15 protein-coding genes are annotated in these 15,329 nt (G+C 69.2%); 7 read left to right on the forward strand and 8 right to left on the reverse strand.

The window, feature by feature from the left end; all coding sequences use genetic code 11:
• Positions 1-2: 2 nt before the first annotated feature.
• Together HWD99_RS04155 and HWD99_RS04160 are read right to left on the reverse strand one after the other, a co-directional pair.
• Entirely contained in the window at positions 3-701 is a 699-nt protein-coding gene (locus HWD99_RS04155; protein WP_241794985.1) for a response regulator, read from the reverse strand.
• Complete coding sequence (locus tag HWD99_RS04160; RefSeq protein ID WP_241794986.1) at positions 698-1,978, reverse strand: ATP-binding protein; 1,281 nt, start codon at positions 1,976-1,978, stop codon at positions 698-700. Before HWD99_RS04160 ends, HWD99_RS04155 begins: the two co-directional genes overlap by 4 nt.
• 160 nt (positions 1,979-2,138) lie before the next feature.
• Between HWD99_RS04160 and HWD99_RS04165 the strand changes: the two genes are divergently transcribed.
• On the forward strand, positions 2,139-3,578 hold the full coding sequence (locus HWD99_RS04165; protein WP_241794987.1) for a cation:dicarboxylate symporter family transporter: 1,440 nt from the start codon (positions 2,139-2,141) through the stop codon (positions 3,576-3,578).
• A 60-nt stretch (positions 3,579-3,638) separates the two neighbouring features.
• Here the strand turns inward: HWD99_RS04165 and HWD99_RS04170 are convergent, their stop codons facing one another.
• Together HWD99_RS04170 and HWD99_RS04175 are read right to left on the reverse strand one after the other, a co-directional pair.
• Entirely contained in the window at positions 3,639-3,815 is a 177-nt protein-coding gene (locus tag HWD99_RS04170; RefSeq protein ID WP_091232420.1) for a DUF5302 domain-containing protein, read from the reverse strand.
• 38 nt (positions 3,816-3,853) lie between these two features.
• Positions 3,854-4,453 (reverse strand): DedA family protein, encoded by a 600-nt coding sequence (locus HWD99_RS04175; protein WP_241794988.1) that lies wholly within the window; start codon positions 4,451-4,453, stop codon positions 3,854-3,856.
• Positions 4,454-4,580: 127 nt separating this feature from the next.
• On the opposite strand from HWD99_RS04175, the gene HWD99_RS04180 reads away from it, so the two are divergent.
• On the forward strand, positions 4,581-6,506 hold the full coding sequence (locus HWD99_RS04180) for a GDSL-type esterase/lipase family protein (RefSeq protein WP_241794989.1): 1,926 nt from the start codon (positions 4,581-4,583) through the stop codon (positions 6,504-6,506).
• A gap of 76 nt (positions 6,507-6,582) precedes the next feature.
• Here the strand turns inward: HWD99_RS04180 and HWD99_RS04185 are convergent, their stop codons facing one another.
• Positions 6,583-7,893: a UDP-glucose/GDP-mannose dehydrogenase family protein gene (locus HWD99_RS04185; RefSeq protein ID WP_241794990.1), complete on the reverse strand. Its 1,311-nt coding sequence runs from the start codon at positions 7,891-7,893 to the stop codon at positions 6,583-6,585.
• Positions 7,894-8,258: 365 nt separating this feature from the next.
• Here HWD99_RS04185 and HWD99_RS04190 point away from each other — a divergent pair, with 365 nt between their 5' ends.
• The 5 genes from HWD99_RS04190 to HWD99_RS04210 all read left to right on the forward strand — a co-directional run bounded on the left by HWD99_RS04190 (position 8,259) and on the right by HWD99_RS04210 (position 13,723).
• Positions 8,259-10,535, forward strand: a complete 2,277-nt coding sequence (locus tag HWD99_RS04190; protein WP_241794991.1) for a polyribonucleotide nucleotidyltransferase — start codon at positions 8,259-8,261, stop codon at positions 10,533-10,535.
• 217 nt (positions 10,536-10,752) lie between these two features.
• Complete coding sequence (locus HWD99_RS04195) at positions 10,753-11,781, forward strand: aldo/keto reductase (RefSeq protein WP_241794992.1); 1,029 nt, start codon at positions 10,753-10,755, stop codon at positions 11,779-11,781.
• 80 nt (positions 11,782-11,861) lie between these two features.
• Entirely contained in the window at positions 11,862-12,464 is a 603-nt protein-coding gene (locus tag HWD99_RS04200; protein ID WP_241794993.1) for a histidine phosphatase family protein, read from the forward strand.
• A gap of 84 nt (positions 12,465-12,548) precedes the next feature.
• Positions 12,549-13,289 (forward strand): 4-hydroxy-tetrahydrodipicolinate reductase, encoded by a 741-nt coding sequence (gene dapB, locus HWD99_RS04205; protein ID WP_241794994.1) that lies wholly within the window; start codon positions 12,549-12,551, stop codon positions 13,287-13,289.
• On the forward strand, positions 13,289-13,723 hold the full coding sequence (locus HWD99_RS04210) for a hypothetical protein (RefSeq protein WP_241794995.1): 435 nt from the start codon (positions 13,289-13,291) through the stop codon (positions 13,721-13,723). Before dapB ends, HWD99_RS04210 begins: the two co-directional genes overlap by 1 nt.
• Before the next feature lie 6 nt (positions 13,724-13,729).
• Here HWD99_RS04210 and HWD99_RS04215 read toward each other — a convergent pair whose 3' ends face one another.
• The 3 genes from HWD99_RS04215 to HWD99_RS04225 all read right to left on the reverse strand — a co-directional run bounded on the left by HWD99_RS04215 (position 13,730) and on the right by HWD99_RS04225 (position 15,249).
• Complete coding sequence (locus HWD99_RS04215) at positions 13,730-14,155, reverse strand: OsmC family peroxiredoxin (RefSeq protein ID WP_241794996.1); 426 nt, start codon at positions 14,153-14,155, stop codon at positions 13,730-13,732.
• Between the two features lie 85 nt (positions 14,156-14,240).
• Entirely contained in the window at positions 14,241-14,807 is a 567-nt protein-coding gene (locus HWD99_RS04220) for a DUF4395 domain-containing protein (RefSeq protein WP_241794997.1), read from the reverse strand.
• Between the two features lie 22 nt (positions 14,808-14,829).
• The gene (locus HWD99_RS04225) at positions 14,830-15,249 is read right to left on the reverse strand and encodes a thioredoxin family protein (protein ID WP_241794998.1); all 420 of its coding nucleotides are present in this window, start codon (positions 15,247-15,249) and stop codon (positions 14,830-14,832) included.
• Positions 15,250-15,329 lie beyond the last annotated feature (80 nt).

Below are 15,329 nucleotides of genomic sequence, written 5' to 3' on the forward strand. Positions count from 1 at the left end.
CGTCAGTCGTCTGCGCCTGCGCGTCGCGTCCAGCGGTACTCCGTCTCGGGGCGTCCTCGTGCGCCGTAGCGGGCGCTGCGGGTGATGATGCCCGACTCGGTGAGATGCTCCAGATACCTCCGCACGGACACCCGTGACATCCCGAGCCGCGCGGCCGCTTCGGTCGCCGACACGGCGGTGCCGGATGAACGCAGCTCGGCGGTCACCTTCTGCAGCGTCGCGGCCGACAGCCCCTTCGGAATCGGGATCGTCCCTGTCGTGCGTCCGAGAAGCGCGTCGATCTCGGACTGGGTCGCCTCGCCTGCCGTCGACCGTGCCTGGTCACGGTACGTGCGATACGCGGTGAGTCGCTCGTGGAACACCGCGAAGGGGAACGGCTTGACGAGGTACTGGTACACGCCCAGGGCAGCCATCTGCCTGACGGCGTCCGCATCGCGCACACCGGTGATCGCGATCACGTCCACAGCCGCGGCGCGGGAGCGGAGCCCGCGGAGCACATCGATGCCCGAGCCGTCGGGCATCGTGATGTCGAGGAGGACGAGATCGAACGCCTCGTCGTACGGCTGCTCGAGCACGGCGGTGAGCGCGGCCCGGGCACCGGTGCACACCCCGCCGACGACGAAGCCGTCGATCCTCTCGAGATACGAGCGGTGGAGCTCGAGCGTCAGTGCGTCGTCGTCGACGATCAGGGTGCGGATCATGGGGTCCTTCGTCCTCTCGTCGGCGGGAGGACGACGGTGAACGTGGTGGGGTGAGCGGAGAGGTCCACGGTACCGCCCGCGCCGACCACCACCGCTCTGACGAGCGCGAGGCCGACACCTCGGCCCTGTGCCCCTGCCGGCTTCGTCGAGAATCCTCGGGTGAAGACACGCTCGTGCAACTCGGAGGGGATGCCGTCGCCGCCATCCGACACTTCGAGGACGATTCCGCCATCGTCCGAGGGGCGCAGAGAGACCTCGACCCAGCGCTCGGTGCCGGTGGCCGCGGCATCCATGGCGTTGTCGATCAGGTTGCCGAGCACGGCGACGCTGTCGACGGGGGAGAGGGGGGAGGCAGGCGTGTCAGGGTCGATGCGGACCCGCCAGTCGATCCCGCGCTCCCTGGCCTGCGACGCCTTGCCGAGAAGCAGCGCGCCGACGGCGGGGTCGCCCGCCTGCCGTGCGGTGACCTGATCGACGAGTGACTGGCTCTGGCGCGAGGTCTCGGTCAGGATCTCGATCGCCTCGTCGTTGCGTCCCAGCTCGAGAAGGGCGACCGCCGTGTGCATGCGGTTCCCGTGCTCGTGCGTCTGAGCGCGCAGCGCATCGCCCAGGGTGCGCAGCGACTCGTAGGAGGACACGGCATCTCTCACCTGGCCGGGTGGGAGATCTCCCGCGATGCCGCGGGTGAACCGCCGAGCGATCCACGCGCCGAGAGCGCCGAGGGCCACGAGTCCGACGGTGATGCCGATCGAGAGCGGCAGTCGGCGCACGAGGGTCTCGGAGATGGATTCGATCGTCACACCGGACGACACCCAGCCGAGCAGTTCGCCGTCTGAGGCGACCACCGGCACGATGGTTCGGACCGACGGGCCCAGGGTGCCGGTGAAGACCTCGGTGAGCGTGCGCGGCGCATCGGGGATGGTGCCGAGGTACGCTCCGCCGATCTGATCGACGTCGGGGTGCGTGAGGCGCGTGCCGTCGGGAGTCATGATCGTCACGAAGTCGAGATCGGCGTCCGCGATCACATCGAGCGCGTAGGGCTCGAGTGCGCGGGTCGCGTCGGCCTGCTCCTCGGTCGCGAGCGCGTCCATGACGAGAGGGGACGACGCGAGTGTCACCGCGGTGGCCGCCGTCACCCGCTCCGCCTCGGCATGGGTGGCGCGCTGTGCATCCACGACGAGGAAGACGGCGACCATGGCGCCGACCACCACTGCGGCGGCCAGGAGCACCAGGAAGACGCGAGACGCCGTGCTCCTCGTGTCGCGCGCGTGTCTCATCGCGTCCTTTCGATCGTCGGTGATCGCGGAGTCCGGATATCGGTGGCGACCAATACGACCACAAATGGTGCTGCCGGAGGAAGTCCGCGACGGTGAGCTTACCGAAGGCGAGGGAGCCTGCGGGCATGAGACGACGACGTTCATGATCAAGGAGGAAAACATGGCCATCACGACAGGGTTCTCGCTTCCCGGTTTCCACTGGCGGCGAGGCAAGCAGGCCTGGGACCGGCACACCTGGCTGTACGTGTCGGTGATCATCGCCGTCGTGCTCGGCGCGGCGGTCGGTCTGATCTGGCCCGAGGTCGGTCAGAGCCTCGAGCCGATCGGCAAAGGTTTCGTCTCGCTCATCAAGATGATGATCGCGCCGATCATCTTCTGCACGATCGTCGTCGGCGTGGGGTCGATCGCGAAGGCGGCGACGGTCGGCAAGATCGGCGGCCTCGCGCTGCTCTACTTCATGGTCATGTCGACGTTCGCGCTCGCGATCGGCCTGGTCGTCGGCAACATCATCCACCCGGGTGCGGGTCTCGACATGGCGAATGCCAACTACGACACCACCGACACCGAGGCGAAGACGACGACCGAGTTCATCCTCGGGATCATCCCGACGACCTTCTTCTCGGCCTTCACCGGTGAGAGCGTCCTCCAGGTGCTCTTCATCGCGCTTCTCGTGGGCTTCGCCCTGCAGGGACTCGGTGACAAGGGCGCCCCGATCATGGATGCGGTCAAGAACCTCCAGAAGCTGGTGTTCCGCATCCTCGGCATGATCCTGTGGCTCGCCCCGCTCGGCGCATTCGGAGCGATCGCGGCAGTCGTGGGCAAGACGGGTGTCGCGGCGATCTGGAGCCTGGGCGTGCTCATGATCGCTTTCTACATCACCTGCTTCCTGTTCATCGTCGTGGTGCTCGGAACGTTGCTGTTCGCCGTCACCCGGGTGAACATCTTCAGCCTCGTCAAGTACCTGGCCCGCGAATACCTGCTGATCGTCGGCACCTCCTCGTCGGAATCCGCGCTGCCGCGCCTCATCGCGAAGATGGAGCACATCGGCGTCTCGAAGCCGGTCGTCGGGATCACGGTCCCGACCGGGTACTCGTTCAACCTCGACGGGACGGCGATCTACCTGACGATGGCCTCGCTGTTCATCGCCACAGGGATGGGGCAGCCGATGTCGATCGGCGAGCAGATCGGCCTCCTGGTGTTCATGATCATCGCCAGCAAGGGAGCGGCCGGCGTGACCGGCGCAGGTCTCGCGACGCTCGCGGGCGGCCTCCAGGCCTACCGTCCCGACCTCGTCGACGGCGTGGGGGTGATCGTCGGGATCGATCGCTTCATGTCCGAGGGACGCGCGCTGACGAACTTCACCGGCAACGCGGTCGCCACGCTGCTCATCGGCACCTGGACCCGTCAGATCGATCGCGATCGGGTGCAGCAGGTGCTGAGCGGTGCGCTCCCCTTCGAAGAATCGCAGCTCGACGGGGTCGACGAGCACGGGATGGCCGACGAGCAGAAGGCCGTCGATGTGCAGGGACTCAAGGAGTCCGCACTGGACGAGATGGCGGCGAAGGAGGAGCGGGCGCGCGCACGCGCCGCACAGAACTGAGCATCAGGGCCGGAAGAGGGATGCGGGAGCCGACGGGCGTCGGCTCCCGCATCCGTGCGGTCAACCGCTCTTGCGTCGGAACTCGCGCCGCGTCTGCGGGGCAGGCGCGCCGTGGACGGCGGAGTCGCCGTCCAGGTGGGCCTCACCCTGCCGGTGGTGCGCGTTCTTCTTCTCGAGCGCTTCCTTGAACTTGCGCTTCATCTCCTCGCTGGAGGAGGCGCCTTCTTCGGTGCTCATGTTCGCCAGCCTAGGGCACGCTTCGGACACGCGGGAGATCACCTCCGCGCCCTGCGGGAGACGAGATCGATCACGGCACCCAGGCCGACGGCGATCAGCACCGACACCATGACCGCGACGACCGGGCCACCCGGGACGAGCACCGCGACGACGGCGCCCACCGAGGCCTGGTACGCCGCCCACCCGAATGCCGCCACCGTGACCAGGCACAGGTACCGCCCGGCAGGGATGCGGGAGGCGCCGGCGACCAGGTTGACCGCCAGGCGGGCGAACGGCACGAAACGGGCCGTGAACAGAACCGCGGCCGTGCCCCCGTCGAGGCGACGCCCTGCCCACTCGAGAGCCCGGCGTACACGGGGTGCTCGCATCCATCGCCAGCGCTCGGTGCCCACAGTGCGGCCGATCAGGTAACACGCCGCGTCGCCGGCAGCCGCCGCGACACCGGCGTAGACGACCACCGCCCACAGCGGTGGGGCTCCGGTGTCCGATGCGATCGCTCCGAGAGCGGTGACCGCGATCTCGCCGGGCACGATCACGAAGAAGGCGTCGCCGAGCACCAGGACGCTCATGACGGTGAGGGCCCAGGGGCCGGTGAGCAGATCGATGGGAACGGGTCCAGACGGGTCGGCGCGGGTCAACGGCAACCACCATAGGGATAGCCGGTGACGCGTCATCCAGCATCGGGTGAACTTCTGGTGCTCCCGGGGCTTTTCGCGCATCCGGCCGTGCTGTCGACGGCATCCTGGGCGTGTGAGAGTCGCGATCGTGACAGAGTCCTTCCTTCCGCACATGAACGGTGTCACCGGATCCGTCCTGCAGATCCTGAAGCACCTCGAACGCACGGGGCACGAGGCGCACGTGATCGCGCCGCATGCCGACGGGATCCCCGCACACATGCACGGAGCCACGGTGGAAGCGATCCCCAGTCTTCCTCTCCCGGGGTACCGCAACGTCCGCGTGGGGACCTCACCCGCCTTCCGCGTCGCTGCCTCACTGCATCGCTTCGGTCCCGATGTCGTGCACCTCGCGTCGCCCTTCGCGCTCGGCTGGCGGGGAGCGCTCGCCGCAGAGCGTCTCGACGTCGCCGCGGTCGCCGCGTATCAGACCGATGTCGCCGCGTACACGGAGAGGTACCGCATCGCCGCGACCACCGGCATCGCGCAGACGCACATCGCCCGCCTGCATCGACGGTCCACTCTCACGCTCGCACCATCCGCGGAGTCCGCGCGGCAGCTCGCGTCACTCGGCGTCGACCGCGTGCGCCGGTGGGGGCGTGGAGTGGACGCCGATCGATTCCGGCCCTCGCGGCGGAGCGAGCAGCTTCGGGCAGCCTGGGGTGGAGGCGTCATCGTCGGCTACGTCGGCCGCCTCGCCCCCGAGAAGCAGGTGGAGGACCTCGCCGTGCTGCGGTCGATCCCCGGTGTGCGTCTGGTGATCGTCGGCGACGGTCCCAGCCGTCCGAGGCTCCAGGCGATGATGCCGGACGCGGTCTTCCTCGGCCACCTCGACGGAGACGCGCTCGCTGCGGCCACGGCATCCTTCGACGTCTTCGTGCACCCGGGGGAGAGCGAGACGTTCGGCCAGACCCTGCAGGAGGCGCACGCGAGCGGAGTCCCCGTCGTCGCCACCGGGCGTGGCGGTCCGCTGGACCTCGTGCGGATGGGCATCGACGGATGGCTGTACCGTCCGGGCGACCTGGCCGACCTGCGCATGCGCGTCGCCGACCTCGCCGGAGACGGGCGCAAGCGCAGGGCGTTCGGCGACGCGGGACACCGGGCCGTCCAGGGGCGCAGCTGGTCGAGCGTCTGCGACCAGCTGCTCGGCCACTTCGACGAGGCGCGGACTCTCCGCGCCGTGGACGCAGGACTCCGCGCGCGGCGCCTGACCCGCCCCGAGATCGCGGCCCCGGTCGACACCCGTCGCTGGCGCCGCTACATCGCGCTGGGCGACTCTCTCACCGAGGGTCTGTGCGACCCGGCGCCGGACGGAGCCCTGCGCGGATGGGCGGACCGCCTCGCACTTCTGCTCGCCGCCCAGGGCGGTCTGCACTACGCGAACCTCGCGATCCGATCGAAGAGGGTCAGGGACGTCTGCGAGGTTCAGCTCCCACGCGCCCTTGCGCTGGAGCCCGATCTCGTGTCCATCCTCATCGGCGCGAACGACCTCGTGAAGCCGACCGTCGATGTGCCCGCGCTCGCCGCAGAGCTCGAGGAAGCGGTGCGGCGACTCCGTGGCATCGGGGCGGATGTCGTGCTGGTCACGCCGTTCCTCCCTCGCCGACGGGCGGCGGCGATCTACACCCGCCGGTTCGCGGCCTTCGCCACAGCGCTCGCGGGCATCGCCGCGCGCACGGGCGCGATCCTGATCGACACCGATCTGCATCCCTCCCTTCCCGACCGGCCGAACTGGGGGGAGGATCTCGTGCATCTCAGCAGCCGCGGTCACCGCTTCCTCGCGTACCGGGCGGGCGAGGTGCTGGCCGTCCCGCACGCGGACGCGCTCGGCGCTCTCGACGCCGCATTGCACGAGCACGAGCCGATCGGCGCGGGCCTGTGGTGGCGGCGGCACGCTCTGCCCTGGGTGTGGCGTCGACTGCACGGTCGCGCTGCGGGCGACGGGCGCAGCGCGAAGCACGACGACTACGTCTTCCTGGGCAGATCCCCCTCGCGCAGCGGGGCACGGGTGAGCTGACACGATTCGGTGCCTGCCCGGTCAGCTCGGGTGGCGCGGGGCGGGGGACCACCTCGCCCGTGCGACGCGCGTCCGATCAGCGGCGTCCCATGCCGTGGTACGTCCAGCCGGCGGCCCGCCAGGCGGCGGCGTCGAGGCAGTTCCGGCCGTCGACGATGACACGCCCTGCGACGAGTGACCCGGCGTGCTCGGGCGTCATCTCGCGACGGTACAGGTCCCACTCCGTGACGATCACCACGGCGTCGGCGTCGCGGAGCGCGTCGTCGCGCTCGGTCGCGTATCCGAGCTGGGGATGCGCCGCCGCGGCGTTGTCGAGGGCCGCGGGGTCGGTGACGATCACGTCCGCGCCGAGGCCGCGCAACCGTACAGCGACGTCGAGGGCGGGGGAGTCGCGGATGTCGTCGCTGAAGGGCTTGAACGCGGCGCCGAGCACCGCGATGCGCCGTCCGAACACCAGGCCGCCGAGGGCGTCCACCACGAGCTGCACGGCTCTGTCGCGTCGTCGGAGGTTGATCGAGTCGACCTCGCGGAGGAACCCCACGGCCTCTCCGCGTCCGAGCTCCTCGGCGCGGGCCGCGAACGCGCGGATGTCCTTCGGGAGGCAGCCGCCGCCGAACCCGATGCCAGATCCCAGATAGCGGCGTCCGATGCGGGTGTCGTGTCCGAGTGCATCCGCGAGGAGTGCGACGTCGGCGCCTGCCGCCTCGGCGATCTCGGCCATCGCGTTGATGAACGAGATCTTGGTGGCGAGGAAGGCGTTCGCCGCGCCCTTGACAAGCTCGGCCGTCGCCAGATCCGTCACGAGGAACGGCGTGCCGGCCTCCACTGCGGGGCGATACGCCTCGTGCAGCGCAGCGGTTGCCCGCTCGCCGTCGGCGCCCGACGGCACGCCCACCACGAGGCGATCGGGCGAGATCGTGTCATGCACGGCCCACCCCTCGCGGAGGAACTCGGGGTTCCACACCAGGGTCGCGCCGGTGTCGGCGACGACCGAGCCGAGTCGCTCGGCCGTCCCCACGGGCACGGTGGATTTCCCGGCGACCACGTCCCCCGGGCTCAGGTGGGGGAGCAGCGCGGCCACTGCGGCGTCGACGAACCGCAGATCTGCGCTGTGTCCGCCCGGGATCTGCGGGGTTCCGACGGCGATGAAGTGGATCGCCGCCCCGGCCGCGTCAGACATCTCGGTGCTGAATCGCAGGCGCCCGGACGCGAGGCCCTCCTGCAGGAGCTCGCCGAGCTCCGGCTCGAAGAACGGCGCGGTGCCGCTCGCCAGCGCGGCGACCTTCTGCGCGTCGACGTCGATCCCGATGACGTCGTGTCCGATCGAGGCCATCGCTGCGGCGTGCACGGCACCGAGGTACCCGCACCCGATCACTGACATGCGCATGGTGTCAGGACACCGGATGCTCCTCACGCGCCGGCGTCCGGCCGGTGAACGCCGCGTGGCCGTGGCGTGACCGAACACCCGGATGGCGCGATCGCGGGGGGATTCTGTGGCGCCGCTGGTAGGCTGGTCGAGGTCGACGTCTGTCGACTGCACAACTTCATATCGACTCATGGAGCGATCGGCGGAGAGCTGGTCCCCTGTGGTGGGTTCCTCGGCGCGGTCGTCGGGTGGCTTTCTACTGGTGGCCAGCGCAGGTGACATTCGCGGGATTGCCCGCGCGCCCGTATCCGGCTGCATCCGCTCCTTCACGAACACGCTCGCGCGTCATACGGATTCGCGAGTCTAAACAAAGAAGGAGAGACCTCTTGGAAGGTCCTGAAATCACCGCCACCGAGGCCGTTCTCGACAACGGCCGCTTCGGCACCCGCACCATCCGCTTCGAGACCGGCCGCCTCGCGCAGCAGGCTCAGGGCGCAGTCGCCGCGTACCTCGACGGCGAGACCATGCTCCTCTCGGCCACCAGCGCAGGCAAGCACCCGCGCGAGGGCTTCGACTTCTTCCCGCTGACGGTCGACGTCGAAGAGCGTTCGTACGCTGCCGGCAAGATCCCCGGCTCGTTCTTCCGTCGCGAGGGTCGTCCCTCGACCGAGGCGATCCTCGTCTGCCGTCTCATCGACCGTCCGCTGCGTCCGTCGTTCGTCGACGGCCTGCGCAACGAGGTCCAGATCGTCATCACCGTTCTCTCGATCGCTCCGGGCGAGTTCTACGACGCTCTCGCGATCAACGCGGCTTCCGCGTCGACGCAGATCTCGGGTCTCCCGTTCTCGGGTCCCGTCGCCGGTGTGCGTCTCGCGTTCATCCCCGGCCAGGGCGAGCACGCCGACCAGTGGGTCGCGTTCCCGACCGCTGAGCAGGTCAGCGAAGCCGTGTTCGACCTGATCGTCGCCGGTCGTGTCGTCACCAAGGCCGACGGCACCGAAGACGTCGCGATCATGATGGTCGAGGCTGAGGCGACCGAGGGCAGCTGGAACCTGATCAAGGCCGGCGCCACGAAGCCCGACGAGGCCATCGTCGCGCAGGGTCTCGAAGCGTCGAAGCCCTTCATCGCGCAGCTCGTCAAGGCTCAGGCCGAGCTCGCCGCCACCGCGGCGAAGGAGCCGGGCGTGTACCCGGTCTTCCCGCCGTACTCCAGCGAGGTCTACGACTTCGTCGCCGAGCGCTCCTACGACGACCTGGTGAACGTCTACCAGATCGCCGACAAGCTCGAGCGTCAGGGCAAGGACGACGAGGTCAAGGACCGCGTCAAGGCGCAGCTCATCGAAGCCGTCGAGGCCGGCAACCTGCCGGCCGGAGCCCCGCTCGAGTTCTCCGCGGCGTACAAGTCCGTCACGAAGAAGATCGTCCGCGGCCGCATCCTCACGGAGAGCGTGCGCATGGACGGCCGTGGTCTGGCGGACATCCGTCCGCTCGACGCCGAGGTGCAGGTCATCCCGCGCGTCCACGGATCGGCGATCTTCCAGCGCGGCGAGACCCAGATCATGGGTGTCACCACGCTGAACATGCTCAAGATGGAGCAGCAGATCGACTCGCTGTCGCCCACCACGAGCAAGCGCTACATGCACCACTACAACTTCCCGCCCTACTCGACCGGTGAGACCGGCCGTGTTGGTTCGCCGAAGCGTCGCGAGATCGGGCACGGCTTCCTCGCCGAGCGCGCCCTCGTGCCGGTGCTGCCGAGCCGCGAGGAGTTCCCCTACGCGATCCGTCAGGTCTCCGAGGCGCTGAGCTCCAACGGCTCGACCTCGATGGGTTCCGTCTGCGCCTCGACCCTCTCGCTCCTGAACGCGGGTGTGCCGCTGCGCGCAGCCGTCGCCGGTATCGCGATGGGGCTCGTCTCCGACGAGGTCGACGGTGAGACGCGCTACGCCGCCCTCACCGACATCCTCGGCGCGGAGGACGCTCTCGGCGACATGGACTTCAAGGTCGCCGGCACCAGCGAGTTCGTCACCGCGATCCAGCTCGACACGAAGCTCGACGGCATCCCGTCGTCGGTGCTCGCCGGCGCGCTGACCCAGGCCCGCGACGCGCGTCTGACGATCCTCAACGTCCTGAACGCCGCGATCGACGCTCCCGACGAGATGGCGCCGACCGCGCCGCGCGTCATCAGCGTGCAGATCCCGGTCGACAAGATCGGCGAGCTGATCGGCCCGAAGGGCAAGACGATCAACGCGATCCAGGACGAGACCGGTGCGCAGATCTCCATCGAGGAGGACGGCACCGTCTACATCGGCGCGACCGACGGCCCCTCGGCCGAGGCCGCCCGCGCCCAGGTCAACGCGATCGCCAACCCGACCAACCCCGAGGTCGGCGAGCAGTTCCTCGGAACCGTCGTGAAGATCGCGACGTTCGGTGCGTTCGTCTCGCTGCTCCCGGGCAAGGACGGTCTGCTCCACGTCACCGAGGTGCGCAAGCTCGCCGGTGGCAAGCGCGTCGAGAACGTCGACGACGTCCTGTCGGTCGGTCAGAAGATCCTCGTCAAGATCACGAAGATCGACGACCGCGGCAAGCTGTCGCTCGAGCCCGTGCTCGACGACGCTCCGGCAGCCGACGCAGCTCCGGCTGACGAGGCCGCAGCCGAGTAATCGCCAGCGCTCCGCACACGAGGCCCGGGTCGTCCCGTACGACGACCCGGGCCTCGTCGTATCCGATGTGACCAAACCGTTATTGGAAGTTTTCCCGCCGTTCCACGGATTGGTCGGAGCGTTCGCGGTTCTCGAATACCCTCGAAGTACGCACCGGGGGGTGCATCCAGAGCAGTGACGCAGATCGGCTCGCACCGATCGACGCGGGGGTGAGGAAATGCGGTTGTTCAGCGTAGGCGCAGGGACGCCACCCGAGCGCGCGCAGGCGCAGCCCGCAGAGCACCCTTCCGCTCCCATCCCGATCGTCGGTCCCGGCGTCGGCGAGGGCATCCGCGTCCCTCTCGGCGAGACCGGCTTCGACACGTTCCCGCTGATGCTCGGGGCCGCCGAGTTCGGCTGGAACGTCGATCTCGAGACCAGTCACGGCATCCTCGATCGCTACATCGAATTCGGCGGCAATGCGATCCACACGGCCGACGGCTTCTCCGGCGGACGGAGCGAGCACATCATCGGGCAGTGGCTGCGCTCTCGCGGCCGCCGCGACAACGCGCTGCTGAGCGTCCGGATCGGCGCCCACGCCGACAACCCGGGTCTCGGTTCCACCAACCTCGTCCGAGCCGTCGAAGGATCCCTCACGAGGCTCGGTGTGGAGCGCGTCGACGTCCTCTACCTCGATGCGACTCTCGACGCGACGACCAACCTCGAAGACACGCTCGCCACCGTCGAGTGGCTCGTCGAGGCGGGCAAGGTCGGTGCTCTCGGCGCCTACGGTTTCGCCCCCGAGCGCCTCGTCGAGGCGCGGATCCTCGCTTCCGCCGGGTATCCGCGCGTCCAGGTGATCGACTCGCCGTACAACCTCATCCGCCGGCAGGCCTTCGAAGGCGACCTGCGACTCGTCGCCGGCGCCCAGAACCTCGCGGTCACACCGTCGCACGCCCTCGAGCACGGGTTCCTGTCCGGTCGTCACCGGAGCAAGTCCGTGGCCTCGCGCGGAGTGCGGGGCGAACAGCTCCGGGGCAACCTGAACCGGCGCGGCACGAAGGTCCTCAAGGCACTCGACCAGGTCGCCGCCGAACTCGACCTCCCGGTCGCGGCCGTGTCGATCGCGTGGCTGCTCGCCCAGCGGACCGTCGTCGCTCCCATCGTCAACACCTTCGCCGCCGAGCACGTCGACGAGCTCATGCAGGGCGCAGGGGTCGCATTGTCGCGCGCACAGATCGCCGACCTGACACGAGCGGGCAACTGAGCGTCGACACATCCCCGTCACATACCTGGCATAGGGTGGAGTGGATTCCGGAGGACGCTGTCGATGAAGCGAGCGAGCAAGTGACGCATTACATATATCTGGTCAGGCATGGGGAGCATCAGGATGCCGAGCACGGCCTCACCGACGGTCCGCTCTCGCCGCGAGGTCAGCGCCAGGCGGAACTGATCGCCGACCGCCTCTCGGGTCTTCCTCTCGATGCTGTGTGGCATTCGCCGCTCCTGCGCGCGAACGAGACGGCGCGCGCCATCGCCGAACGGCTGCCCTCGGTCGATCCAGAGCCGACGGCTCTGCTGTTCGACTGCGTGCCGACCGGGATGACAGAAGAGACCCCGGCGGCATACGAGCCCTTCTTCGGCTCGGTCACGGACGCGGAGATCGAGGCCGGACGCGCCCAGATGTTCGACGCGGTGAACGAGTTCCTCGTCCGCAAGCCCGGTGATGTCCATGAAGTCCTCATCACCCACAACTTCGTGATCTCCTGGTTCGTGCGGGAGGTGCTCGGGGCACCGGAGTGGCGATGGATGACTCTGAACCAGGCGCACTGCGGTCTGACCGTGATCGCCCAGAAGCAGGGCCGCCCGTGGACGCTGCTCACGCACAACGACACCGGTCATCTGCCTGTCGAGTTGCGCACGGGGATTCCCGACCACATGCCGGTCTGAGCCGCTTCGCCGGCTCGCGCCGGCTCGTGCCGCCGCGCCGCGCGGGAGCGAGAGCTGGGTGTCGTCGAGAAATAGACTGAACGCATGACCACTCAGGTAGCACTCGTCGGCGGCACCGGGAAGCTCGGCTCGATCATCCGCACAGTGGTCGATGACCTCGACGGCTTCGAGGTGAGCCGTGTGCTCACGTCTCGCAGCGACCTCGCCGAGCTCGACGGTGCGGATCTCGTGATCGATGCGACCACGCCGCAGGTGAGCGTCGACGTCGTCCGCGCGGCGGTCGAGCGCGGCATCAACGTCCTCGTCGCGACCTCCGGATGGTCCGCGGAGCGCATCGCTCTGGTGCGGCCTCTGGTCGAGGAATCGGGCACGGGAATCGTGTTCATCCCGAACTTCTCGCTCGGTTCGGTGCTGGGCTCCGCCCTGTCTGCTGCCGCGGCCCCGTTCTTCGGCTCGGCCGAGATCGTCGAGGCCCACCACGAGAAGAAGGTCGACTCACCCAGCGGCACCGCCGTGCGCACCGCCGAGCTGATCGCGGCCGCGCGGGCTGACCAGGGGCCCGTCAGCGCACCGCACGCCGATCAGCGTGCCCGCGGACAGCAGGTGGGGAGTGTGCCGATCCACTCACTCCGCCGCCCCGGCGTCATCGCCAAGCAGGAGGTCATCCTCTCGGGGCCGGGGGAGTCGCTGACCTTCACGCACGACACGGTGGAGCCCGCTCTGGCCTATGCGCCGGGAATCCGGATCGCCGTTCCCTTCGCCGCGACAGCGACCGGTGTGGTCGTCGGGCTGGAGAACATGATCGACATCGGCATCCGCTCGTGATGTCGAGGATCGGCGTCGGCCTCATGGCGGGCGCACTGCTCGTCTACCTCGCCGTATGCGTCTGGCTCGCGGTGATGTTCTTCGCCGTCGGCACGCCGATCTCTATCGGGATGGGGATCGCGCTGATCGTGCTCGCCCCGATCGGGGGGTGGGCGCTCCTCCGCGAGATGCAGTTCGGCTTCGCCGCCGATCGGCTCGGTCGTGAGCTCGACGCCGAGGGGGGCATGCCCGAAGCCGAGACCGAGCTCACCCCGAGCGGCCGGATCGCGCGCTCGGACGCGGATCCGCTGATCGCGCGGTATGCGGAAGACTCCGCTGCCTCGCCCGATGACTGGCGAGCGCGCTATCGGCTGGGTGTGGTCCAGGATGCGGCGGGGCGTCGCAAGGATGCCCGCGCCAGCATCCGTGAGGCGATCCGCCTCTCCCGACGCTGACCGGGGTCAGGCGAGCGTCGCTTCGAGCGTGATCTCGATGCCCGCCAGTGCCTGCGACACCGGGCACCCCGCCTTGGCGTCCGCCGCGAGCTCCTGGAACACCTCTGCGGTGATGCCGGGGACGACGGCATTCACGTTGAGGTGGCTCCCGGTGATGCCGACGCCGGGCTTGAAGGTGACCGACGCGCTCGTGTTGATGCGCTCCGGGGGCGTGCCGTTCTCGGCCAGCGCGTGGGAGAAAGCCATGCTGAAGCACGAGGCGTGAGCGGCGGCGATGAGCTCCTCGGGCGTGGTGGTCGTGTCGCTGCCCTCGCTGCGCGCCTTCCAGTTGATCGGGAAGGTGCCGAGCTTCGACGAGGAGAATGCGACGGTGCCCGAGCCCTCCGTGAGGGATCCGGTCCAGGTCGTGGTTGCTTCGCTGGTGACGGGCATGATTCCTCCGGTTCTCGCGGGCCGCGGGATGTGCGGCCGCATGTGGGGCCAGCCTATCGACCGGGCGCGTGCGGCGGAACTGCGCTCACGCGGGCGAGGCGGCCCGTCCGACGACGCCGGCGCGCTGCAGCAGCAGGTAGATCTGGCAGCCGAGGCAGAACGAGAAAGCGGCGTTGAGGAAGGCCGCGATGAACGCGGCAGCCGTCGAGATCGGGAGGGCCCACGGCACGCCGACCAGATGGAGGACGATTCCGACGGTCACGACGACGAGACCGACACCCTGGGCGAATCGCGGCGGTCGCGGGTCCTCGAGCTCGGCCGGAGGGGCGAGGCGCGGGCGGACGAATCGGCGGAAGAGCACGCCCCACGGCGCGGTCGGCGGGGAGACGACGCTCCACAGGAACAGCAGTGCGATCACGACGGTCAGGAGGAATCCGGGGTCCAGTGCGCGCTGTGCAACTGTGGCCGAGACGATCGCCCAGGTGTCGGAGCCGAAGTCCGAGGCCGCGAGGGGCTGATAGGCGAACCAGCCGAAGGACCTCGCCGTCGAGATGCCGACCAGCCCCAGGAAGGTCGCTGCGAGGAGCAGCACGGTCGTGATCGTCGCGGCGAAGCGCGGGCCCCGGGGGTCGATACCAGCGGGAGTGGTCATCTCGGCTCCAGTCGTTGACGCCTCAGACGGCGGCGAGTGCGTCGGTGAGTGCGTGGCGGTGCGGTACTCCGTGGAAGCGCGCACGGACGGCGCCGGACGCGTCCACGACGAACGTCGTGGGGGTCTGCATGACCTTGTATCGCGCAGAGAGGTCGGGCCGGTGCGTCAGATCGACTTCGAGGTGCTGCACGGCGTCGTCGTCGGTGTCTGCCACGAAGCTCGAGAGCATCCTCCGCACCTGGGGGCAGCGCGTGCACATCTCGGTGCTGAACTGCACGAGGGTGGCGTGGGAACCGAGCCGGTCGGTGTCCGCGTCGGCCGGATCGAACCGGAGGTGGCCCCCGGTGCGTCGCCGTCCGTCGAGAACACGCTGCACGACGCCGACGATGACGGCGATCACCACGAGAGCGCCGATCACGGCAAGGGCGATTCCGGGCGTCATGGGAAGAGAATACGGGCGGTCAGACGGTGCCGGGGCCGATGTGTCGCATCGTGACGATCAGGCGGCCGGCTGCCGAGGGC

The sequence above is a fragment of the Microbacterium sp. C5A9 genome, from assembly GCF_022627955.1.
Taxonomy (GTDB): domain Bacteria; phylum Actinomycetota; class Actinomycetes; order Actinomycetales; family Microbacteriaceae; genus Microbacterium.